This window comes from Paenibacillus sp. WG02 (assembly GCF_055396115.1).
In genome coordinates, this window is sequence record NZ_AP036016.1 from 5,592,553 (window position 1) to 5,616,655 (window position 24,103).

The 24,103-nt window shown below is 45.3% G+C and carries 20 protein-coding genes; 8 read left to right on the forward strand and 12 right to left on the reverse strand.

Annotation, left to right across the window (positions count from 1 at the left end; translation table 11 throughout):
• The first annotated feature begins 37 nt into the window (after positions 1-37).
• The 7 genes from ACBP55_RS25525 to cydS all read left to right on the forward strand — a co-directional run bounded on the left by ACBP55_RS25525 (position 38) and on the right by cydS (position 7,928).
• Positions 38-1,270: a cysteine desulfurase gene (locus tag ACBP55_RS25525; protein ID WP_464645688.1), complete on the forward strand. Its 1,233-nt coding sequence runs from the start codon at positions 38-40 to the stop codon at positions 1,268-1,270.
• 226 nt (positions 1,271-1,496) lie between these two features.
• Positions 1,497-2,939: a MocR-like pyridoxine biosynthesis transcription factor PdxR gene (pdxR, locus tag ACBP55_RS25530; protein WP_464645689.1), complete on the forward strand. Its 1,443-nt coding sequence runs from the start codon at positions 1,497-1,499 to the stop codon at positions 2,937-2,939.
• Between the two features lie 157 nt (positions 2,940-3,096).
• Complete coding sequence (locus tag ACBP55_RS25535) at positions 3,097-3,666, forward strand: TetR/AcrR family transcriptional regulator (protein WP_464645690.1); 570 nt, start codon at positions 3,097-3,099, stop codon at positions 3,664-3,666.
• Positions 3,667-3,725: 59 nt separating this feature from the next.
• Complete coding sequence (locus ACBP55_RS25540) at positions 3,726-5,102, forward strand: MFS transporter (protein WP_464645691.1); 1,377 nt, start codon at positions 3,726-3,728, stop codon at positions 5,100-5,102.
• A 344-nt stretch (positions 5,103-5,446) separates the two neighbouring features.
• A complete protein-coding gene (locus ACBP55_RS25545) occupies positions 5,447-6,790 on the forward strand; it encodes a cytochrome ubiquinol oxidase subunit I (protein WP_464645692.1) in 1,344 nt (447 codons plus the stop codon).
• Complete coding sequence (locus ACBP55_RS25550; RefSeq protein WP_464645693.1) at positions 6,787-7,818, forward strand: cytochrome d ubiquinol oxidase subunit II; 1,032 nt, start codon at positions 6,787-6,789, stop codon at positions 7,816-7,818. Before ACBP55_RS25545 ends, ACBP55_RS25550 begins: the two co-directional genes overlap by 4 nt.
• A 5-nt stretch (positions 7,819-7,823) precedes the next feature.
• Positions 7,824-7,928: a cytochrome bd oxidase small subunit CydS family protein gene (gene cydS, locus ACBP55_RS25555; protein WP_414858833.1), complete on the forward strand. Its 105-nt coding sequence runs from the start codon at positions 7,824-7,826 to the stop codon at positions 7,926-7,928.
• Positions 7,929-7,986: 58 nt separating this feature from the next.
• Here cydS and ACBP55_RS25560 read toward each other — a convergent pair whose 3' ends face one another.
• The 5 genes from ACBP55_RS25560 to ACBP55_RS25580 form a co-directional block, all read right to left on the reverse strand.
• Positions 7,987-8,136, reverse strand: coding sequence for an aspartyl-phosphate phosphatase Spo0E family protein (locus tag ACBP55_RS25560; protein ID WP_084160547.1), 150 nt, complete (start codon positions 8,134-8,136; stop codon positions 7,987-7,989).
• 727 nt (positions 8,137-8,863) lie between these two features.
• Positions 8,864-9,373, reverse strand: a complete 510-nt coding sequence (locus ACBP55_RS25565) for an SRPBCC domain-containing protein (RefSeq protein WP_464645694.1) — start codon at positions 9,371-9,373, stop codon at positions 8,864-8,866.
• Positions 9,374-9,391: 18 nt separating this feature from the next.
• Positions 9,392-9,721, reverse strand: coding sequence for an ArsR/SmtB family transcription factor (locus tag ACBP55_RS25570; RefSeq protein WP_029199067.1), 330 nt, complete (start codon positions 9,719-9,721; stop codon positions 9,392-9,394).
• Positions 9,722-9,903: 182 nt separating this feature from the next.
• Positions 9,904-11,625: an assimilatory sulfite reductase (NADPH) hemoprotein subunit gene (gene cysI / locus ACBP55_RS25575; RefSeq protein ID WP_464645695.1), complete on the reverse strand. Its 1,722-nt coding sequence runs from the start codon at positions 11,623-11,625 to the stop codon at positions 9,904-9,906.
• Positions 11,626-11,663: 38 nt separating this feature from the next.
• Positions 11,664-13,496, reverse strand: coding sequence for an assimilatory sulfite reductase (NADPH) flavoprotein subunit (locus ACBP55_RS25580; RefSeq protein ID WP_464645696.1), 1,833 nt, complete (start codon positions 13,494-13,496; stop codon positions 11,664-11,666).
• Between the two features lie 232 nt (positions 13,497-13,728).
• Between ACBP55_RS25580 and ACBP55_RS25585 the strand changes: the two genes are divergently transcribed.
• A complete protein-coding gene (locus ACBP55_RS25585; RefSeq protein ID WP_464645697.1) occupies positions 13,729-13,920 on the forward strand; it encodes a hypothetical protein in 192 nt (63 codons plus the stop codon).
• A 79-nt stretch (positions 13,921-13,999) separates the two neighbouring features.
• Here the strand turns inward: ACBP55_RS25585 and ACBP55_RS25590 are convergent, their stop codons facing one another.
• From ACBP55_RS25590 to ACBP55_RS25620, 7 genes are all read right to left on the reverse strand, one after another.
• Positions 14,000-14,800, reverse strand: coding sequence for a pyruvate, water dikinase regulatory protein (locus ACBP55_RS25590; protein ID WP_171643224.1), 801 nt, complete (start codon positions 14,798-14,800; stop codon positions 14,000-14,002).
• Positions 14,801-14,813: 13 nt separating this feature from the next.
• Positions 14,814-15,422 carry a helix-turn-helix transcriptional regulator gene (locus ACBP55_RS25595; protein ID WP_173187580.1) on the reverse strand — a complete coding sequence of 203 codons (609 nt, stop codon included), beginning with the start codon at positions 15,420-15,422 and terminating at the stop codon, positions 14,814-14,816.
• 80 nt (positions 15,423-15,502) lie between these two features.
• Entirely contained in the window at positions 15,503-18,184 is a 2,682-nt protein-coding gene (ppdK, locus tag ACBP55_RS25600) for a pyruvate, phosphate dikinase (protein WP_464645698.1), read from the reverse strand.
• Positions 18,184-18,360 (reverse strand): hypothetical protein, encoded by a 177-nt coding sequence (locus tag ACBP55_RS25605; RefSeq protein WP_464645699.1) that lies wholly within the window; start codon positions 18,358-18,360, stop codon positions 18,184-18,186. The genes ppdK and ACBP55_RS25605 overlap by 1 nt, the downstream gene beginning before the upstream one ends.
• Positions 18,339-19,394, reverse strand: coding sequence for a type I glyceraldehyde-3-phosphate dehydrogenase (gene gap, locus ACBP55_RS25610; protein ID WP_464645700.1), 1,056 nt, complete (start codon positions 19,392-19,394; stop codon positions 18,339-18,341). Before gap ends, ACBP55_RS25605 begins: the two co-directional genes overlap by 22 nt.
• A 1,124-nt stretch (positions 19,395-20,518) precedes the next feature.
• Positions 20,519-21,439, reverse strand: a complete 921-nt coding sequence (locus ACBP55_RS25615) for a carbohydrate-binding protein (protein ID WP_464645701.1) — start codon at positions 21,437-21,439, stop codon at positions 20,519-20,521.
• Positions 21,405-24,053, reverse strand: coding sequence for a GH36 C-terminal domain-containing protein (locus tag ACBP55_RS25620; RefSeq protein ID WP_464645702.1), 2,649 nt, complete (start codon positions 24,051-24,053; stop codon positions 21,405-21,407). The genes ACBP55_RS25615 and ACBP55_RS25620 overlap by 35 nt, the downstream gene beginning before the upstream one ends.
• Positions 24,054-24,103 lie beyond the last annotated feature (50 nt).

Consider the following 24,103-nt stretch of genomic DNA (forward strand, 5'->3'; position numbering starts at 1 on the left):
TTCTATAGTCATTCTTTTAAAAGGAAGTGTTTTCTCCATGAACATTCAAGAAATAAGAGACCAATTTCCGATTTTAAAGCAGCAAGTGAATGGACATCCTCTGGTGTATTTAGATAGTTCGGCCACATCCCAGAAGCCCTACGCTGTCATTGAAGCTTTACGGGATTATTATACGAATTACAACTCCAATGTTCATCGTGGTGCACACACGTTAGGTTCATTAGCTACGGATGCATATGAAAATGCCAGAGAAAAAGTCAAATCGTTTATCCATGCCAGGGAGTCGGCAGAGATTGTGTTTACTCGCGGGACTACCGCTTCATTAAATCTTGTCGCCCAATGTTATGTGAGAGAGTTTCTTAAAGAAGGCGATGAAATCTTGATCACCCTAATGGAACATCACAGCAATCTCATCCCTTGGCAGCAGGCAGCTAAAAAAACGGGCGCAACCCTTCGCTTTATCCCCATCCAACCTGATGGCACCATTCGCTTAGAGGATGTGGAGGAAGCTATCACTTCGAAAACCAAGTTCGTATCCATAACTCATGTTTCCAACGTCATGGGAACTATTCATCCTGTGAAACAAATAGCGGCAATTGCCCACCGTCACGGGGCCGTGATTTGCGTTGACGCAGCTCAAAGCACACCGCATCTTCAGCTGGATGTTCAAGATTTGGATTGTGACTTTATGGCCATTTCCGGTCATAAGATGGCGGGTCCTACCGGTATTGGCGTTCTGTATGGCAAGAAAGCCCTCTTGGAAAAAATGGAGCCTTATGAATATGGCGGAGAAATGATCGATCACGTGGACTTACACGAATCAACTTGGAAGGAGTTCCCTTGGAAGTTTGAAGGCGGAACGCCGAATATCGCAGGCGCAATCGGGTTAGGTGCCGCAATCGATTTCCTGCAACAAATCGGGTTAACTAACATTCGTCGTCATGAAAATCAACTGGTCAACTATGCATTGGAGCAGCTTTCGCTGATTGAAGAAATTTCAATCTATGGCCCTAGTCAGTCCGATCTAAGGAGCGGCTTAGTCACCTTTAATGTAGCAGACGTGCATCCCCATGATCTCGCAACCGTTCTGGATTCGGAAGGAATTGCTATTCGAGCGGGCCATCACTGCTGCCAGCCTTTAATGAGATGGCTTAACGTTTCATCCACAGCTCGTGCGAGTTTTTATATTTACAATACGGAAGAAGATATTGATGCTCTCGTAAAGGGTTTGAAGCGGGCCATATCTTATTTCAACTACGTATCTCAATGAGAATGTGATGGAATAAAGGGTTACTCCACAGCTAACACCTTGGAATATTTTCCAATAATTTTGCAAATAATAACCAGACCCTTTCTACATTCTTGCCCATTTTATCCCAGCCATTATTAAAAGATTAGCGAGTTTGTCATATATTCTACTTTAGAGTTCAACAACGAATTCATGAACTGTATTATACTATGGAATACATTGATATTTCTCAAAGATGGTGGTATACATGCGCAAACCTGACCGAACGAGTAAAAAACCTCTCTATCAACAGATCTCCGATGAGATGGAGAGGAGTATTATACATGGCGAATATCCGCCTGGAAGTTTCTTGCCATCTGAACGTAAGCTAGCCGAACGACTGGAAGTAAACCGAAGCACCGTCGTACAGGCCTATGAGGAGTTACGTGCAAGAGGAATAGTGGAAAGTATTAGCGGAAGCGGCACTATGGTAAGCAACCACATTTGGGGAATTAGGCCCAATTTAACACCCAATTGGCGTCAATATGTCGAAGGCGGCACTTTTGCTCCCAATCTTCCGTATTTACGGCGGGTGCGTGAGGTTCTGCGTGAGCGAGAATCGATCATTGACTTTGCCAGTGGCGAGTTATCTGCCGACTTATTCCCTAATGAGGCGATTAAGCAAATAATGAGGGACATTCCTTTCGAAGCCTACTTAGGATATGACGATCCAAGTGGGTATTTGCCGCTCAGAGAAACGCTTGTAGGTTTTTTGGAGGAAAGATTGCGTATTCGAGCGACAGAAGCTTCCATCCTTATCACGTCCGGCTCACAGCAATCTCTGTATTTGATTATGCAATGTTTGTTAGCTCCCGGGGATGCAGTTGCCATTGAAGACCCTTCTTATTATTATTCGTTATCCATGTTCCAGTCTGCCGGGCTCCGCATTTTTCGCTTACCCGTAAAGGAAAATGGCATCGACCCCGAAGACATTATGACCTTGTACCGTCAACATCGCATTCGTATGATTTTTTTGAATCCGAACTATCAGAATCCGACAGGGACGATCCTTCATGCCTCTAAAAGAGAAGCCTTGCTGAAGATCGCTGCTGAACTCGGTATCCCTATCGTAGAAGATGATCCTTTCAGCCTTACTTCCTTTGATCATTCTCCCCCAGATACGTTGAAATCCATCGATACTCACGGCTCTGTACTCTATGTCGGTTCCTTGTCCAAGATTGCAGCTTCAGGATTACGGATCGGTTGGTTGGTAGCTCCACAGGCTGTTGTACAACGATTAGCTGATGCACGCCAGCAAATGGACTTCGGCCTAAGCATTGTCCCCCAGTGGCTAGCTAATAAATTTCTGGGATCGGAATTGTTTGATCAACATTCGCATTTCCTAAGGGATTCCCTTTCTCTGAAGCAGCATCTCATGATCCGGTCCCTTCAACAAGAACTACCCGATCAACTCAGCTTTACCCCAGCTCGAGGAGGTCTAAATTTATGGTGCACCCTCAAGGACAAGCTTGATGATCAGAAATTATTAGAGGAAGCGATCAAACGAGGGGTTGTGTTTATGCCGGGAACCGTATTTGGCTCTGAGCCTGGACATCTGCGATTAAGCTTTGCTCGTCCCTCTATGGATGAGATCGCTCCTGGTATATCCAAACTAGCTCAGGCATTTCATGCATTAACACAGAAATGTTAATAGGATTGTGGAAGCTGCCCTTCGCTAATTACATAGGAAGGTCAGCTTATTATTTGACTTAAAAATTTACGCTTCCAGTCCTTGACATTTCAGCATGACTCTCTTACAATAAAAATGTAAGTAAGTACTTGCATCAAAGAAGGGTAGATCAAGATCAATGAGCAACAATCCAAGTACAAGTGATAAACTTCTGTTAGCAACAATCGATCTCATGGCGGAAAAAGGGTATGATGGCACGACGACTAAGGAAATCGCTGCTGCTGCCGGAGTGAACGAAGTCACATTATTTCGCCATTTCGGCACGAAAGAGAAGCTGTTAGCAGCTGCCTTCAACCGTTATCACTATGCCTTAGAGATGACAAAGCTTTTTAACGAATCTCTGACCGGCGAGCTGCATGAGGACCTTCTTATCATCAGTCGAAAGTATCATTATCTCATGAATCGGAACAGAAAACTGCTTCAAATCATTCAAAAAGGAAGCAGCAACCTCCCTCCAGAAGTATATCAAGAGGCCCACCGCCATCCTCAGGAACTTAAGAAGCTTATAACGAACTATCTGGTTTCCATGTCGGAGCAAGGTAAAGTGATCACTTCAAAACCTGACATACAGGCATATGCTTTCATGTTGATGAATCATGGTGCATTCAATAGTAACATGTCCCCCGTAGATTTGGACGAATTTATCGAAGAAAGCGTGCGGTTATTCGCTAGGGCCTTAACTCCCTAGCTTTTTTATAAACCATTATGCAAGTATGTGCTTGCATTCATTCAAAGGAGCGATGAACCATGAATTCTGAAACCATGCTGCAAAAAGGCCCTATCTTAATGCGATTATTGATGTTTACCGTTATGATGTCATCGATGAGCGCCCTTATGTTTAACGTTGTACTTCCTCAAATCAGTAAGGAGTTCCATTTAACCCTGGCTCAAGTGAGCTGGCTGTCATCTGCCTATACGCTTATCTATGCGTTTGGAACCGTAACTTATGGGAAGCTGGCGGACCGATTTCAACTGAAGAGCCTGTTGACGTTCGGTCTGGCGCTGTTTGCGGCAGGTTCTCTAATGGGGCTCGTCTCCCAAACATTCTGGTTCGCTCTTCTAGGAAGGTGTTTGCAATCTGCGGGGGCAGCAGCTATTCCAGCCATTGCGCTGATTATCCCAGTACGGTATTTTGCGCCTGAGAAAAGAGGCTCCGCATTAAGCATGACCGCCGTCGGGATTGCGCTCGGAAGCGCTCTTGCGCCAGTTATTTCCGCAATTGTCGTCAGCTTCGCGAATTGGAGATGGCTGTTTCTTCCTTCCCTGTTGATTTTATTACTGCTGCCGCTGTATCGAAAATATCTCGAGCATGAAGTGAAGCAAGCTCCGCGTAAATTCGATTGGCTTGGCGGAAGCTTGCTCGCCGCTTCCATTGCGCTGCTTCTGCTAGGGGTCACGAATCGAACATGGTGGTATTTGGTTGCCGGTTTAGCGACCTTACTCCTCTTTATCGTTCGAATTCGTGCCGCCGAAGAACCCTTTATCCAACCTCGGTTGTTTCGTAATAAGAAGTATACCATCGCAATAACGTTGGCGTTTCTCATCAGTGGCATAGGCGTTTCCTTGTATTTTTTAACTCCGATTCTGTTTTCGCAAGTTTATCATCTTGGTTCCAATTGGATCGGCTTCGCCATGGTCCCTGCGGCTGCAGCCTCCGCCCTTCTGGGAAGAAAAGGCGGGAAACTGGCGGATCGGAAAGGCAATTCGTATCTGCTCTCTGTTGCTTCCATTTCATTAATTACCTGTTTTGTCATGTTGTCCATCTTTACAGGCATCTCGCCGCAATGGATCTCATTCTTTTTGATATTTGGTAATGTAGGCCAATCTTTCTTGCAGATTGCTATGTCCAACTCCATTTCAAGATCATTGCCCAAAGATCAGGTTGGCGTGGGTATGGGACTTTTCTCGATGGTCAATTTTATTGCTCAAGGAATAGCTGCAGGCGTTTACGGTATTGTGGCTGCACAGAGTTCATCCGTTCATTGGAATCCGTTAAATGCGGATCCGAACAGTTACCTATTCAGCAATTTTTATCTTATTCTTGCCGCAATGCATGTGGGAATCTTATTCTTCTACCACTTGCAATTCCGTACCAAAAATTCAAGCGTTGCATTAGAACACTGAGCAAATCAGTGTCATTCGCCGGGAACCCTCAGGCATTATGCCTGAGGGTTTTCCTGTATGTATGAATATCAACAGGGTTTATTGTTCACAAAAATGTCGGATTGGCAATCAAGTACGTGGAGTAAAATTTCATAATATTGGCATTCTAATAGGAAGTAAACATCCATTCTACCTGTACAGTAGGTGATCAAATAGATAAGTACAAAAAGCAAGAAAAACGGTTAATATGGCTCTGTATCCTCATTGCTACTCTCATGCTTCTATCCTGGCTCCGTCAGATGTTCGCAAATTCACACTAACTGCTTTCCCAAGCAATTTTCAAGCTGAAAAGGAGTACATCACATATGGCTTATGATCCCGTACTTTACAGCCGAATGCTCACTGAGCTCACATTCGCCTTCCATATTATCTTCGCCACCGTAGGTGTCGGAATTCCCATCATGATCGCATTCGCCGAATGGTCCGGCATTAAGCGGAATGATCCTTACTACCTGCTTCTTGCTCGGCGCTGGGCACGCGGTTTCGTTATAACCGTTGCTGTTGGTGTTGTCACAGGAACCGCGATAGGTCTCCAGCTCAGCCTATTGTGGCCGAGCTTTATGCGCGTTGCCGGCCAAGCTATTGCTTTGCCTTTGTTTATGGAAACCTTCGCCTTTTTCTTTGAGGCTATCTTCTTAGGCATCTATCTATATACTTGGGATCGTTTCCGTAAGCCCATCACTCATTTCCTGCTAAGTATTCCGGTCATGCTCGGTTCTTCCGCATCAGCTTTTTTTATTACAACCGTTAACGCGTTCATGAACACCCCGCAGGGCTTTAAGCTAAATAACGGCTCCATTACTGACATTGAACCGCTTATAGCGATGTTCAATCCCGCTACCCCAACGAAGGTTGCTCATGTGCTATCTTCGGCTTATATGACAAGCGCCTTCGTCCTTGCGGCGATTGCCGGCGCTGCTTTGCTTAAGAAGCGCGACTCGCTCTATCATCGCAAAGCACTCAAGCTAACGATGGTCGCTGCTCTTATTTTTTCTATAACAACGGCTCTGATTGGCGATCTTTCCGGGAAATTCCTGGCTATATACCAACCTGAGAAGCTGGCTGCCGCTGAATGGCATTTTGAGACAGCAAAACAAGTGCCGCTTGTTCTAGGCGGGATTTTAACCGAAGATCATCAGATTAAATACGGGTTAAAAATCCCATACGCCCTAAGCATTCTAGCTCACGATAACCCGAATTCCGTCGTTCAGGGCTTAAATGAAACACCTGTTAATGAACGTCCCCCGCTAATTGTTCATTATTACTTTGATTCGATGGTCTCGATCGGCATCTTCCTTACGGTACTTTCAATGCTATCGGTTTGGATGGTTTACAAATTGAAAAGTGTCCAATATCCAAGCTGGCTGTTGAGGCTGATCGTCCTTTCTGGCCCCCTTGCCATTTTGGGGATTGAATTAGGTTGGATTTATGCTGAGGTAGGGAGACAGCCATGGATCCTTCGAGGTTATATGAAGACCGCCCGCGGAGCGACCACCTCCACACATGTGGATCTGATGCTCCTTTTGTTCTGCATCCTATATGTAGCCATTGGTTTCACTTTGGTCAAAGTGCTAAGGAAAATGTTCACGAACAGCGATGTACAAGAAGAACTCAAGAGCAGAGGTATTGAGGGGGGACCTACAAAGTGAAGTACGAGGTTATTGGCATTACAGTCCTATGGATATTTCTATACGGCTATTTGATAGTTGCTTCCATTGATTTCGGGGCAGGCTTTTTCAGTTATTACTCCTACGCTACGGGAAAAAAACATCTGGTTGAAAACATCATCAAACGCTACCTATCCCCTGTATGGGAAGTAACGAATGTTTTCCTCGTTTTCTTCTTCGTCGGCATTGTCGGCTTTTTTCCGGATAGCTCGTATTACTTTGGAACAGCCCTTTTGGTGCCCGGCAGCATTGCGATTGTTCTACTTGCGATACGCGGCTCTTACTATGCTTTTAGTATTTATGGACAAATGCAAAAACAAAGCCACTTGTATACATTTTTGTATGGAGCAACCGGCCTCCTCATTCCTGCTTCCTTGTCAACCGTCCTTACGATATCAGAGGGTGGTTATATGACAGAGGAGAAAGGCAAGGTTATTTTACACTTTGGCAAACTCTTCACAAGCTCCTATTCTTGGTCAGTCGTGCTGCTCGCACTAGTTAGCGTTCTTTATATTTCTGCGATGTTTCTTTCCTACTATGCCAACAAAGCACAGGATTATGAAGCACTTGAAATCGTCAGGGGCTACGCACTAGGCTGGAGTCCGCCAACAATCGTATGCAGTATATTTGTTTTTTTCGCTATTCGCTGGCACAATCCGGAGCATTTTCAGGCCATGCTTGATCTGTCTTGGATGTTCGTTGCTTCGTTATTCTGCTTCTTGGCAGCGGTTTATCTGATCTACAAACGAAAAAGCTTTGGTTGGGCATTCATACTGGTTATGCTGCAATTCGCCTTTGCCTTCTTCGGATATGGAGCCTCCCACTTGCCGTATATCCTTTATCCGTTCATTACCATTCACCAAAATTTCACGAACGATGCGATGGCTATCTCTCTCATTGTCGTTTTCCTTGCAGGACTATGTTTGCTTGTTCCATCACTTGTTCTACTGATGCGACTGTTCCTATTCGACGCTGAGTACGTGCGAGGGAATCCCTCCAAGAAAGGGTGATAAGGATGGAATTTTTTCTGCTTATGATTGCGCCTTTGCTGCTTGTGGCTTTTTCAATTGGGATTCTGTTCATGATGTTCTCAAGAGGGCAGGATAGGTTTCCTGAATAGATAACAAAAGAGGATATACAGTTGTATATCCTCTGGTCCATTCTCTATGAAAGTGATATCATTTTAACTCTTGAAAGTTAACTATATATTCATCTAATTTTTGACTAAGATCTACTACTTTCTCATGCGTTAAACTTCCGCGTATATACGCCTCTTCAATCATTTCAATGCGTAATGCTTCGATTTTTTCTAATAATAGTAGTTCCATCTCACTTATTCACACCAATTCTGTTCAATAATGGTTTGTACACCTATTATAAAACAGGACGCAGAAAAAGGTAATGATTGCGTCGATAAAATTTATGACAAATTTGTGAAATATTATTTCAATATTTAATAATATTTCTGTTATTTTGCACCTTCATGTCATTTGTTGATGATAGATATCTAACAAGATCGAACATGGTTGAATAGTACGACAAAGTTGTATTTTATACAACAATAAGCAGGTTAAACTGCGTTATTTACGCGAAAATTGTAAAAAATAGCCAGTTCAAAGTATCTCTATTGCCTATATAAAGGCTGAATTATTTCAGGAAGAGCACCTAATTGGTTAAAGTGCAAACCGAGATGATAATTTTCATCGCTAAAGTTGCGTATGAGCGCTTACGAGTAAGTGTAACGATGAAAAACATCGCTACAGTCGCAAGAAGAGTGCCAAATTTGTTGAAGTGCATGCTGAGATGATGATTTTCATCGTTAAGGTCGCATATGAGCGCGTACGAGTAAGTGTAGCGATGAAAATCATCGCTAAAGTAGCAGGAAGAGATAAATTGTTGTATAACATAAAATATTCTTTGCTTTCCAAGAAGAAATCATGGAAATTGTTGTACACTGTACAACTTGCCTTTCTAATCTCTATTTCTTCAAAAAAAAACCGCAAACCCAAAAAAAATAAGCCGCCGACTCTAAGTCGGACGGCCTTGTGATAAGAATTATTGAATGGCTTGCAGATGCTCTTCCAGACGATCCCAAGTTTCAGTAATTCCTTGCTCCATTCCCATCTCCATGACGGTTTTGAGCGCTTCGGCAGATTCGTATCGTGCGCGGCTGACAAGCTTCGTCTTGCCTTCATGCTCTACGAACATCATCGTTATCTGAGACGATGGCATGCCCGCCGTTTCATTCCCCTCGGCATCCGAGAAGTAATCAACGTAAACGATTTTCTCCGCCTCAACGATTTCCCCATAGACTGCTTTGCCCCAAGATTCGTATCCGTAATAATCCCCTTGGTTCTGATCGATACACTTCATGCAGTAATGCCAGATACCGCCCGGACGAAAATCGACGTTGCAAACTGTAAGCGTCCAGCCACGAGGTCCCCACCAATGCTTTAGATGTTCAGCCTCTGAAAATGCTTTGAATACAAGCTCGCGCGGCGCGTTAAAAACACGCTCCAAAATTAGTTCCTGTCCCTCTACCTTAGTAATCATTTTGTTTGACATTGAAATTCCTCCTACATTTTAGTTTTGTTTGTTTTCTTTGTTTCGCAGCTTCTTAAGGTAATTTTCCAGAGCTTCAAAACGTTCATCCCAGATACTGCGATAGGTTTCAAGCCAAGTGTCCAGTTCTTGGAACGGTTCCAATCGAAGCTTGTAGTTTCGGCGATTAGCGACCGCCTGCACTTCGACTAGTCCGGCATCCAGCAGAACACGTAGATGCTTCGAGGCTTGAGGCTGGCGAAGCCCAAGACCATCGGCGATATCCCCTACAGTCAAGGGACCTTCTAACAGAAGCTCAACAATTCGTAAACGGTTGGGTTCGGCCAGTGCGATAAATGTTGTATTATCCATGATGATGTTTTCCAGTTCCTGCTTTAGTCAAGTCAGGGCCACCTCGTTTCGTTAGCTAGCTACCTTAACTTCTATAACTAATATACCCCATACGGAATATTCCCGTCAAGGAATATTTATAATAAATAAAAAAAAGAAGTGCGTCTAAGTACGCACTTCTTTCTATATCCGTTAACCAAATTTTACGAATGAAAGTCTTGGCCGGAACGAACTTCTTTGACATAACCTGCGCGAATGACAAAATCGCCGAAATGTTCATTTTCTTGCCGTTCCTTCGCATATTGATTAACAATCGGTCGCAGCGACTCCAGGATCTCCACTTCACCGATGTTTTCCTTATACAGCTTGTTCAGTCGGTTTCCAGAATGCCCGCCGCCCAAATACATGTTGTATTTGCCCGGTGCCTTACCAATGAACGCGATTTCCGCTAACATTGGACGGGCGCATCCGTTCGGACAACCGGTCATGCGAATGACGATCTCTTTGTCACTCAGCCCGGCTTCTTCCAACATCGGCTCGATTTTATCCATTAAGTCGGGAAGGTAACGCTCCGCTTCAGCCATCGCCATACCGCAAGTCGGCAGAGATACGCAGGCCATAGAGCTTCTGCGCAATGCGGAGTACTGAAGCCCATCCGTAAGACCGTATTCCTTGATCAGCTCTTCGATCTTTTTCTTCTTCTGCGTGCTCACATTACCGATCACCAGATTCTGATTCGCCGTAAGTCTGAAGTCCCCGTTATGCACTTTGGCAATTTCACGCAGTCCGGTCATCAACAAGTAGTTATCCTCGTCTTTCACACGGCCGTTTTGGATAAACAAGTTGAAATGCCATTTGCCGTTGCTTCCCTTCACCCAGCCATAGCGATCTCCGTTATGATCAAAATGGTAAGGACGCGCCGCTTCGAGCTTCCAGCCTAGACGAGCGGTTAGTTCATCAACGAACCAATCGATGCCGCGGTCATCAATCGTATATTTAAAACGAGCATGCTTCCGCACGGAGCGATCACCATAATCCCGTTGAATCGTCACTGTCTTCTCTGCCAAATCAATAATTTGATCCGGCGTGATGAATCCAATCACTTGGGCCACTTGCGGGTAAGTCAACGGATCGCCATGAGTCATCCCCATGCCGCCGCCAACGGATACATTGAAGCCCTTCAGACGACCATCTTCAACAATGGCAATGAAACCCAGATCTTGCGAGAAGACGTCTACATCATTGGAAGGCGGTACTGCAATACCGATTTTGAACTTACGCGGCAAATAAACCTTTCCATAGATCGGCTCTTGCTCAACACCATCTTGGCTGTCCACTACTTTTTCGCCGTCAAGCCAGATCTCGTGATAGGCTTTGGTCTGTGGATCCAGATGGTTGCTTACGCGGCTTGCCCATTCGTACACTTCAGCATGAACATCTGACTGGTAAGGATTCGGATTACACATGACGTTACGGTTAACGTCACCGCACGCGGCTAATGTGCTTAACAACGAATCATTCACTTCACGGATCGTTTTCTTCAAATTCCACTTCAGCACACCGTGAAGCTGGAAAGATTGACGCGTCGTCAAACGGATTGTTCCGTTCGCATACTTCTGTGCGACCTGGTCCATCATCAACCATTGCTCTGGTGTAACGATTCCGCCAGCGGCACGCACACGCAGCATGAATTGATAAGCCGGCTCCAGCTTCTGCTTTTGCCGCTCATTGCGCAGATCCCTGTCATCCTGCATATAGCTTCCGTGAAACTTCATCAAACGGTTATCATCCTCAGGGATGGACCCCGTAATTGCGTCTATCAGCGTCTCTTCGAGACTCCCGCGCAAGTAATTGGTTCTCATTTTAATGTGCTCGACTTCGCTATGCGGTGCACTGTTCTTTGAAAGTAAGTAGTTTTCTGACATTTTGGCCTTTCTCCTCTCGCGATCTTTGGGATTTGAACTTAGTAAACATCCCTCTGATAACGTTTTTGCTGTTGCATACGGGTCAAATACTCCGCTGCTTCCTCCGAGCTGAATCCGCCCTCTTGCTCAATAATTGTTGCCAGGGTCGCATGAACGTCGTGTGCCATTTTCTTTTCGTCCCCACATACGTACACGCTTGCCCCTTCTTGAAGCCATTTATAGAGCTCGGCGCTCTTCTCAAGCATCCTATGCTGCACGTATACTTTCTGGTCGGTGTCACGGGAGAACGCAACATCCATGCGCGTCAACACGCCATCTTTAAGCCATTTCTGCCATTCAATCTGGTAAAGGAAATCTGTGGAGAAATGCTGATCCCCATAGAAGAGCCATGATTTGCCTTCTGCACCAGTCTCTTCTCTTTCTCCAAGAAAGGCTCTGAACGGAGCGACGCCCGTGCCAGGTCCAATCATAATGATAGGCGTTTCCGGGTTCTCGGGTAGCTTGAAATTCGGGTTGTTTTGAATGTACACTGGCAGCGTTTCGCCAGACTTGATTCGCTCAGCGAGCTGCACGGAGCACACGCCGTAACGTTCTCTTCCCCGGGCCTCGTAACGCACAGTACGGACGGTAACGTGAACCTCATCCGGGAAAGCTTTGGAACTGCTTGCGATCGAGTACAGTCGAGCAGGCATTTTCCGAAGGATCGATACGAATTCGCCCGCGGATACTCCCTTAAAGGAGTAATCCTGCACGAGATCCAATAAATCTCGTCCACTGAGATAAGATTTAAGATCTTGCTCGCGTCCTGCAACTAACAGCTCTTGCAGCCCATTGCTTGCATTCAGCTTTGCCGCTTGCTCCAGAAAAGGCTTCGTCAGCACAGTAATTTCATAATTACGAAGCAGTGCCTCGCGCAATGTACGCTTCTCGCCATTTTTATTAATAGTAACGAGTTCTTCCGCTTTCCATCCCATGGCTTCGATCAATTCATCCACAAGACGCGGGTGGTTCTCCGGATAGATCCCTAAACAGTCACCCGGTTCATATTGAAGATTGGATCCCTCCAAGGAGATCTCGATGTGGCGGGTTTCACGGTCTGATCCACGGCCATTTAGATTCAAATTCTCAAGAACCTCGGCTTGGAACGGATTTGTTCTCGAATATTCGGATTCAGTACCGCTTTCCACTGCCGCTCCGGCGCCGCTTCCAACAATCGAGATCGCGGAAGCTTCACTTAAAGCGCCTAACACGGAACTCATCCACTCGGCAGCAGGCTCATCGAAATCCACGTCGCAGTCGACGCGCGGCGCAAGGCGCTTGCCGCCCAGCTCTTCCAGACGCTTGTCGAAATCCTTACCTGTTTGACAGAAAAGCTCGTAGGAAGTATCTCCAAGTGAAAGCACGGAAAACCGCAAATCCTCTAGTTTAGGAGCTCTCTTGCTATGAAGGAATTCATGGAAGGAAATGGCATTATCCGGTGGATCTCCTTCTCCGTGAGTACTCACTAGAACAAGCAAATTTTGAATCTTTTTCAAGTTATTAGGTTTGAAGTCGGCCATCGAAGAGAGCGTCACCTGAAAACCTTGCTCTTCCAGCTTTTTGGATATTTTCTTCGCTAAACCTTGAGATTTACCCGTCTGTGATCCGAATAGTACGGTCACCTCTTTAGAGATTACCGGCGCATTCGCCGCCAAAGTCGCTAAGGGAGCCACAGGCACTGCACTCGAAGTCGTCACGATCGCTGACCCCTGAATTGCCGCGAGATACCCGTTCAGCCAGATTCGTTGTGTTTCCGTTAATGTAGGAAGTAATCGATTAAGCAATTCTACTTGTTCTTGATTAAAAGGACTGTTTGTTACTTGAAGTACCAAGAATATCCACCTCTCATAGCCTGCAATGATAGTAATTCCTATTATACATTTTTCGCATTATTTTCACTCTCTTGAAACTATCATGTATGTCGAAATTGGTCAATTAGAATGATCTTATGTGATCTATCAGTAATATTGATAAAGGGATAAAACCTCGGAAACGTATAGACCGATATGAGCAGTCATTGACGAATATTGTAGGATACAGGATTTATGCAGAGGAGCTTCACTCATGAGATTTGTAACAGAAACGAGATTAAAACGATTAGAAGAATTGATCCAATTGATTCCTGAGTACGACGAAAGAAGCCATGCTCTTCATCTCCTGAATTCGATTCGTTCAGATATCGATGACAACTATGCGGAAATTGAAAAACCGATCAGTCTAAACGGCTTGAAGCGGCGGCCAAACGGCCTGAAATAGAAAAAAAAACGAGCCTCTAGAATCGCTTCTAAAGTTCGTCATCGTTTAAGTCATGCTATTTAAAACCAAGTAATCGCGTTTACATGGCGTCCAGAATGATACCTGCCGTTTCCTCAATGGCTTTTTCGGTGACATCAATCACGGTACACCCAAGCTGCTTATACAATCCGAAGGCGTACTCCAGCTCTTCCGCCACTCTTTCTAATGCTGAATATTTAGCGCCAAATGGCAGCCCAACTGCTTTCAGCCGTTCCGTACGGATCTTCACAAGCTGCTCAGCGCTCATCGTCAATCCGATCAATTTGCTTTTGTTAAGCGTAAACAACCCCTGCGGCGGCTTTACTTCCGGCACTAAAGGATAATTAGCAACTTTATACCCTTTATGCGCCAAATAAATACTTAGCGGTGTTTTCGACGTCCTTGAAACGCCCAACAGAACAATATGAGCTTGTTTTAGAGCGCTTGTGTCTTTACCGTCATCGCTTTTAACAGCAAACTCGATCGCTTCGACCCGCTTATAATATTCTTCGTCCATTTGGTGCAGCAGCCCTGCTTTCCTTTTGGGAGAATCATTAAAAGTATCTATGAAAGCTTGCATAACAGGACCTAGGATGTCTATGCTTGTCACGTTTAAGCGAATCGCTTCTTGACGCATCATCTCTCTTAATTCCGGAAGAACGAGCGTATACACAACAAAGCTGCCAAGTCGGGAAGCTTCCTCCATCATACTTCGGATCTCTTCCTCCGTACGCATCGTTCCAAACCGCCTTACATGAACTTGACTTGCGTTAAACTGACGAATTGTCGCTTGAACAACCGTGTTTGCTGTTTCCCCAACCGAGTCCGAGCAAACGAATATCGTATGGACTTTCTCCTCCACCCGTGAATACCTCCTAAATCGCAGCTAGTTCCAACAATAATTTGGTCATGGTTGTTTTTGTTATACGTCCTATAACGCCAACCTGGTCTTGTTCGGGTTCCATACTCACAACGGGCAGGCTGTCAACCTGATGATGCATCATTTTTCGCGCAGCATCAATGACGTGGTCCTCTGGGCTTACGGTAACAATGTTCGGTTGTCTCGTCATTACAAGACTAATCGGCATAGAAGGCGCACCCGCATTGCCTAAGGTTACCTTTAACAAATCTTTTCTAGAGACAATACCAACTAATGCCCGATTACTGCTTACAATCATCAGCGTACCTACATTCTCCAGAAACAGAGAGACTACGGCATCATTCACCGTAGCTGTTTCTTGAAGTACGACGGGTAAACCCATAACATCTTTCACATAAATGCCATCCAGCTTTTTGTAGGATGATTCCTCACGCTCCAGCGTTTTGCCGAGAAAATAACCAACCTTAGGCTTCGCATCCAAATAACCAAGCATAACAAGAAGAGCTAGGTCGGAACGAATGGTAGGCCGAGCGATTCCTAGCATTTCTGCTAAGTTTTCTCCGGTAATCGGAGCATGTTTTTTTACACGTTCTATGATTTCCATTTGACGGGATGTAAGTTCTATCGTATTTCCCTCCCCGAACTTTCATGTTCATCCCCATTTTAACCGATTTTCTCGCTGGTTCATATGGCTTGGGCAACCTTTTGTTCACCTGGAACCCCATGCATAATGAACGCTTGTGCCGCAGCTATTCGAGCCAAAGGAATTCGGTACGGGGAACAGCTAACATAATCCAATCCAGTCAAGTGGCAAAAGAAAATCGACTCTTTATCTCCGCCATGTTCCCCGCATATGCCCGTTTTGAGTGCCGGCTTAACGAGCCTCCCTGCGTTCACGGCTAAGTCAATCAATTGTCCGACGCCTTCCGTGTCAAGCACTTGAAACGGATTATGAGGAAGGAGCTTCTGATCGACATAATGGGTTAAAAACTTGCCTTCCGCATCGTCACGGCTGTAGCCATATGTCATTTGCGTCAAGTCATTGGTGCCAAAAGAGAAGAAATCGGCATAAGCCACAATCTGACGCGCTGTCAGAGCCGCTCGCGGAACCTCGATCATGGTCCCGACCTTGTACGGACAATCCCGAAGTTTGTCTTTCCCCAACACTTGTTCCGCAACAAAATCAACAAGCTCCCTCAAAATTTTCAGCTCATTGGCATGGCCCACGAGCGGAATCATAATTTCCGGAAGAACTCGGATACCTCTGTCGATACAACCTGAAGCCGCTCGGAAGATGGCCTCTATCTGCATATCATAAATCTCCGGATAGACAATTCCCAGCCTGCAGCCCCGTTGTCCTAGCATAGGGTTAGCCTCATGGAGAGCTTGCACTTTGCGGAGAAGGTGAGCGATCTCTTCTCTTTCTAAGTCTGACCCAGCATGACCATAAGTCAGTTCCGAATGCCTTTTTTGCAGATCCTCGAGGTTGGGTAAAAACTCATGCAAAGGCGGATCCAGCAACCGAATCGTTACCGGTAGACCATCCATTTCCTCAAACATGCCTTCAAAATCTGACTTCTGCATGGGAAGCAATTGGGCAAGAGCCTGCAAGCGATCCTCTTTGTCATCCGCCAGGATCATTCGTTGAACAACAGGCAGACGAGTTGGCGAGAAAAACATATGCTCTGTTCGGCATAGCCCGATTCCTTCGGCTCCTAACTGTCTCGCGACTCTCGCATCTTGCGGATTATCCGCATTGGCGAATACTTTCAGCGATCGAATTTCATCCGCCCACTTCAGCATTACGAGAAGTTCATCCGTCATTCTGGCTTCATGTAAAGGCATAGCGCCGACAATGACGCGACCGCTTGCGCCATCTAGTGTAATCCAATCTCCTTCTTTTACGACCCTGCTTCCCGCCATCATCCGCTTCTCATCAAGCACAATTCGGACTTCTTCACAGCCGCATACGCAAGGTTTCCCCATGCCCCGTGCCACAACAGCGGCATGGCTCGTCATCCCTCCGCGGCTCGTGAGCACACCTTCCGATGCGATCACGCCATGAATATCTTCGGGTGTTGTTTCGTTTCTTGCTAGAATGACCGTCTTGCCGGCACGGCTCCATTCTGCAGCTGTGTCTGCGTCAAACACAAGCTGTCCAACCGCGGCGCCCGGCGAAGCAGGAAGTCCTTTGGCCAACACATCCTTGACAGCCTCTTCATCGATGCCTCTATGCAGCAGTTGATCAAGATGCGACACCTCGATGCGCTCAACGGCTTCCTGCTTAGTCAGTAAATCTTCATGGACCAAATCGACGGCAATCTTAAGTGCAGCTTGGGCGTTTCGTTTCCCGTTTCGAGTTTGCAGCAGGTAAAGCTTATTATTTTCAACCGTAAACTCGATATCCTGCATATCCTTGTAATGCTTCTCTAACTGCTTGGATGCCGCAAACAATTGCTCATAAATCAGGGACATTTCGCTTTTAAGCGCGGCAATCGCCAGCGGTGTTCGGATACCGGCAACCACATCTTCCCCTTGTGCATTAATCAGGTATTCACCGAAAAATGTATTCTCACCCGTGGATGGGTTCCTCGTAAAGACAACGCCTGTGCCGCAGCTGCTGCCCATATTGCCAAATACCATGCTCTGAATGTTAACGGCTGTCCCTTGCTCATCAGGAATTCGATTTATTTTGCGGTAAATTTGGGCTCTTTGATTATTCCATGACTTGAATACAGCCTCGACAGCCAGTCGCAACTGCTCGTAGACATGCTGTGGAAAAGCTTGGCCTGTTTTAGCCAGGATGCACGCTTTATAATCTTCGATAAGACTCTTCCAACCGTCAGCTGTAACATCCTGATCTTGCTGTACGCCCTCTTTCTCTTTCAAACGGTGCAGCAGCTGCTCGAAATGGTAGCCTTCAATGCCAAGCACCACGTTGCCAAACATCTGCATCAAGCGACGGTAGCAATCGTAAGCGAACTTTTCATTGTTCGTAAGTGCTGCCAATCCTTGAACCGTTAAGTCGTTGAGGCCTAGATTCAAAATGGTATCCATCATGCCGGGCATCGAGGACACTGAACCGGAACGTACAGAAACAAGAAGCGGATTGTTGGCGTCCCCGAACGTTTGACCCTTCTGTTTCTCTAGCTGCTTGAGAGCTTCTGCAATTTGTTCAAGCAGTCCTTCAGAGATCCGATTACCCACCTTAAAAAAAGCTAAGCAGGCCTCAGTCGTAATGGTGAAACCTGGTGGTACAGGAAGGCCGGCACGTGTCATCTCAGCGAGATTAGCCCCCTTTCCTCCCAGTAAAGCTTTCATTGAAGCATTTCCCTCCTGAAAGGGTACCACTTGTTTCTGAATCATTATTTGCTAGCCTCCTTATTTTTATCGATACAGATGTTAGAATTGCACAAGCTATAAAATTTCTTGTATCCGTCCGTAGGTAACGTTGCAATCACTTCATTGCATGATTTACAAATGATAACACCAAGATCATACCGATGGATCGCCGCCAATGTTACATGGTTTGTGTTAGACATTTCGTTTCCCCCTTTTGTTGTGTGCTTTCAGCACGTGACATATGAGCAACTAGATCAATGACTCGGTTTGTGTAACCCCATTCGTTGTCATACCAAGCCAGCAGCTTGATTTGGTTTTCGTGCGTCATAACGCTAAGACCGTCAATGATGGCAGATTTCTCATTACCTATATAATCCGCAGAAACTAGCGGCAATTCATTGTAGTCAACAAAGGTTCCAATTCGCCCGGCAATCGCCTTCTTGATGGCGAACTTCACATCATCAACGCTAACCTTACGGCCGACCACCACTTGAAGATCTAACAGAGAAACATCTTGTGTCGGCACGCGAACGGAGACGCCTTGAATTTGGGATGCCAGATGAGGAATCACATCGATAAGTGCTTTGCCCACGCCAGTCGAAGTCGGAATAATTGAATTCGTGCATGCCCGGGCACGTCGAAGATCTTTGTGCGGGTTATCCATATGATTTTGATCATTCGTAAAAGCATGCACCGTTGTCATCCAACCCTGTTTAACAGAAAAAGCTTCATCTAGGATATGTAGAACTGGTGCGATACAGTTGGTTGTACAGGAAGCTGCAGATACCAAGCGATGCTGCTTCGGATCATATTTCTCTTCATTCACACCCATGACAACTGTGAGGTCTATGTTCGTCCCTGGTGCTGTAATCAAAACCTTCTTGGCTCCTGCAAATAAGTGTCGTTCAGCACCATGCCGATGATTGAACTTTCCGGTTGCATCCACAACCAATTCAACGCCATAATCCTCCCACGGCAATAAATCCGGCTCTCTTTCACAAATGACGGAAATCAGCTTTCCGTTAACCCTCATTAAGTTGTCATTTAAAACATCGATTTTCGCGTCCCATGTGCCATGAACCGAATCATATTTCAACAAATGGGCTAATACATGAATGGGGCTTGTTGAGTTGATCACGTTGATGTCAAACTCCTGCTGTTTCTCGGCCAATGCTTTTCTCAAACAAAGCCTCCCGATTCTACCTGTACCACTAATTCCAACTCGCATCTCCATCCTCCAATTCGTTATTTAGTATGTCATAAATGTATCATAAGGTTATATAATGCACAATATATATTTTAAATTTCACATAAATATCATTATTCGTCCTTATTAAAGGTGTTAATATATTTATATGACGTCATATATAGCGATTTTAAAGCACAAAAATAAGCACCATCTACTGTGGAGCGATTTTCGGACATATATGCTGCTAAACTGAGGATCACACGGAACGAGGTGCCGCTATTTCAGTGATTATCACGATGGATGGAGACCGTCTATTTATTCGTCAAATTTTGTTCTACATAATGATGTCATATATCGGTATCATCTACATCATCTACATTTAGGCTCTCTTGAGGTTGCTGGATGAATGAATCCCTAAACGCGGTAGAATGATGTTGTAAAAAATGCAACAATTGCTGCCTAAATCTCGCCTATTTCCCTTCGATGTTGCATAATGTACAACAATTTGGCCCAATATAGAGCATTTAGCAACAAATGTGCTCAAATTGTTGTACGATATGCAACTTCAAGATGCAAAATAGCCTTTTGGCGTGTGAATTGTTGCAGAAAATACAACATTGGTAACCACTATAGCCCATCTGCCATCACGAAAGCTGAATGACTCTAAAATCGCATTTTGGAGTTATGAATACCAGTAGTGATTCAATCGACAGTCTCCTCTGATCCGCTAAAATCTGGTGCTGCCAGGTGCCGCGTTGAGTTTGGGATACAGTTAAAAGAACTAAAGATGCGCCTTGCCTATACTATAATAGGGAATGAGATGTGCTCCGTTATCAGAGTGTATAGCAGGAAGTTGAGTGCGTGGGCAGGTAGATACTAAAGAATATGTTCAATGGTGGGTGAACATCAATTGTTTGGCTACTTGCAGAAGGAGCGGCTATTTTGGCGAAACGACACGTTATGGACGTTTGAGCGGTTTACGGTTAGGGAATGGTTAGCTTGGCTCATCAGTAAAACTCCATCAATGAGAAAACCTTTATCAAGGATATTCAACGATGGGTGACCACATAAGAAGTTGGTTTTCAAGAACCGAAAACTTATACTTTCTTAAGTGGTAAAAAAAACGCCTTACGACGGTTAGTCGTAAGGCGGTAGCTAAAACAAATCTATCAATTTATCTTTGTAAGATAAATGGTGTCATTGGCCAGTGTGTACGAATTACTGCTCAGATCCTTGCCCGTAATTTGTAGTTTAAATTGTTTGTTGCCAGGTGAGGCAAAGGTCACTTCACCAAAGCTTACTGTCGTATAGCTCGCGCTGCTCTGACACTGATCAACGGGATTCCCTTGAGCGATACCGTCAATATACAATTGAGCAGTTCCTCTATCGGGATGCTTTTTGACTCTTGAGCTTACGATATAAGTTCCAGCAGTCGGAACATTTACCGTATATTGAATCCAATCGCCTACGGCATTAAAATTGCCATAGCTGAGCGATCCGCCGCTCGCCGCAGCATCTGCAGAATTTACGCTTGTGTCTCCGACAGATACGGTAGTTGTCAGACTTTCAGCTTCATAAAGAATAGGCTGCCGCGTTAGAGCTATATAATCGGTAGCCAGCGTGTATGCACCGCTGCTTGCATTTTTTCCCGTCACTTGAAACTTGAATTGCTTGTTTCCGGGAGCAGCGAACGTTACATTGCCCAAATCGACCTGCACATAACCCTGTGCGCTTTGATATTCATCAATGGCAGTACCCTGCGCAACTCCGTCAATATACAGTTGGGCCATACCTCGATTAGGATGTTTCTTAACCTGTACTTTAACGTTATAGGTTCCAGAAGACGGGACGTTCAACGTATACTGTACCCAGTCTCCAATAGCGTTAACATTCCCGTAGCTTAATCCTCCATTGCTTGCACTCGAATCCGATGCACTTGCTATCGTATCTCCTGACGAAATAGCTGCTGCCAAGTTTTCAGCTTCATACTTAACCAGTTCAGGCACTGCTGGCGGCAGCAGGATATCTGGCGATTTATACGTCAACCTTATAAAATCAGTAGCCAGCGTATAAGCACCCGCTGCTTGCATGCTTTCCTGTGATCTGAAATCTAAATGTTTTGCTGCCTGCCGACGTGAAAGCAATTTGTCCCAGATCCAGTTCCGTATATCCCTGAGAACTTGCGTATTCGTCAATAGGGACTCCTTGCGGAGAGCCGTCAATATACAATTGCGCTGTTCCCCTGTCCGGATGCTTCTTAACCTGAACTTTCACGTTATACGTTCCAGCGCTTGGCACATTAACCGTATAGTCCACCCAGTCGCCTACGGCGTTAAGATTGGCATAATCTAAAGATCCGTTGCTTGCAGCTGTATCCGTGCCTATGACATGATTGTCCCCGGTCGACACGGAAGTCACAAGGCTTTCCGCTTCGAATTTAATGCCGGAATCAATGGTTGCACTGCCCGTTCCTCCTGCACCTATCGATACCTGGCTGACGAATGCTTTGTATGCCGTCCTGTCGAAGACAACAATTTGACCGGTTGAATTAGCCGTCCCAGTTACATTCACAGTTATGCTTGAAGAACCGGCACTTGTCGTGAAGGAAGCGATTTGCTCATCGGCATACACAACCTGCATACTCGAGCCATTGTCTTCTTGGATCCAGAAAGCTTTGCCTTTGGACGTGTTCTCCGTCAGATTCACGGAGAGTCCAGTTGACTTCAGCTCCGCTCCGGTATATCTCCCTTTATACGAATAAGAGGAAGTCCCGCTGTCGTCCATCGTGATATCTTCAACCAGATAGGTTTTGTTATTGTCGAGCCATCTCAAATTGAGTGTCAATTCGTTAGCTGGCGTCACTTCGCTGGCAGCCGTAACGATGACCAACGCATTACTCTTATCCGCCGGCGTATACATCCATGCATACGGTCCCGAAGTATCGAAATTCGGTCCTGCGTACAGCGGTCTAATCGTCTCCTTCGTTAAGGCTTGAATTCTAGGACTTTTTCTCCAATCATTGAACTTTTTAAGCGAATTTATGCCAGTCGTACTCCAGGTTCCTGGATCGGTTTTGAACTTAATGGCTCTAGCCAACATATAGGAATAGTAATCCTCCATCTTCCCTGTAGGCGCGCCGCCGTAATAGACAGAGCTCATCGGCAAATAACCGAAGCTGTACATACCGATCTTCATGCTTTTATCAACGTCGCCTTTGGACGACACGAATCCATTGTCCGCCATGTGAAGGAGTCCTACATTCCGATCCCCCTGCGTCGGGTAAATATCCACTTCGCTAGTCAGCTTCCCAATAAAATCAGGATGGCGCGAAGTTAGATCGTTCAGATAGTTCCTGACCAGAACGTTCTTGCGGTATACGCTGTCGCTCGGATGCGAAGTGGAGGTTGCTGATGTATTAGGCCAGAATTCCGTCAAATCTATCATTTGGTGTGACAAATTGTATTGTGGAATCATGTAATCTTCCACCTGGCTTCTTTTAAATTCGATATTCGCGGGATCAGCCAAATCCCTGCCCAAATTATGGTTATCGCCTGTCATGCTGAACCACAACCCGAATTTCATGCCTTGGGATACAATATAATCACTTAACGATTGCAGGTTGGTAGTGAAGCCGCTTACCGGTGTGGTCGTATCTCTTGTAGTATTCCACAAATCGTCGATCATCACCATATCCAGACCAGCCTGAGCGGCTTTAGGAACGACCGTATTCCGGTAATAAGCGTCATTGCGATTGCCCTGCCAATCCCAATCATTGGTCAGAAAGATCGATTCCGTGTCGTGATATTTAAATCTTTTTCTGAAATGCTCTTCCATAGCCATTTTGCCATCCAGTGCATCTCCTTTGAAAACAGTCAAGTTGACTGGAATATACTCAAATTGTTCATTAGGAAATAGGACCAGTTGAAGCGATCCCGTGTTTGTGGACACTTTAACGTTAGGAATTCCGCTCCAAGCATTAATACTCGCAAATGGCAGCCTGTCTGTGGCGTCCTGTGTTTTCCAATTCATTTCGGGCTGAATGATCCATCCATCGCCTGTATCATAATTCACCACTGCGTTGCGTCCCGCATTTGGCGCCAGCGATCCTGAAGTACTATACCATGTCATATTAGGCACATAGTGCAGGGTATGGGCGTCATTTGGAAAATTCAACGCAATGATATCCGAATTAGTAATGGTTTTATTCGATGTCGAATTATTTTTGATGAAATTTGAATACTTTAAACCGGCTCTATCGTTATACATTTCAAATTTGAGTGTGATGGTGACATTTTGCGGAGACACTCTTGTGATCGGGATTTCCAATGATTTTCCCCAAGTCGTACCGAATTTGAAAATATTGGTTATTGCATCCGTACCCAGCGTCCAGCCGCCGTCATTCGCATAGAGGTCGCTGCCTCCATAATTATAATAAAACAGATAGCTGCTGCCGCTTCCGGTCAAATATTCCTTGCCCGCTTCTTTATTGTAAAAGCTTGTCATCTGAATACTGCCATTGGCAAATGAAACTACAGCTCGCAGGACATCGTTTTCCAGCGTCCAACTCGTTCCGTTCTTGGTTATTAGGGAGGCTGCTGCCTCCGCTTTCGGAACGGTTCCCTGTTCACCAATGGGCAAGCCTGTTAGCCATACACTTGCCAATAGGAGAAAGCACACTAGTAGCCGAAATTTTCTTTTTAACATGATCAACACATCCTTTATCGAGTATGAAAAAATAGGTCTCAGCATTCCTT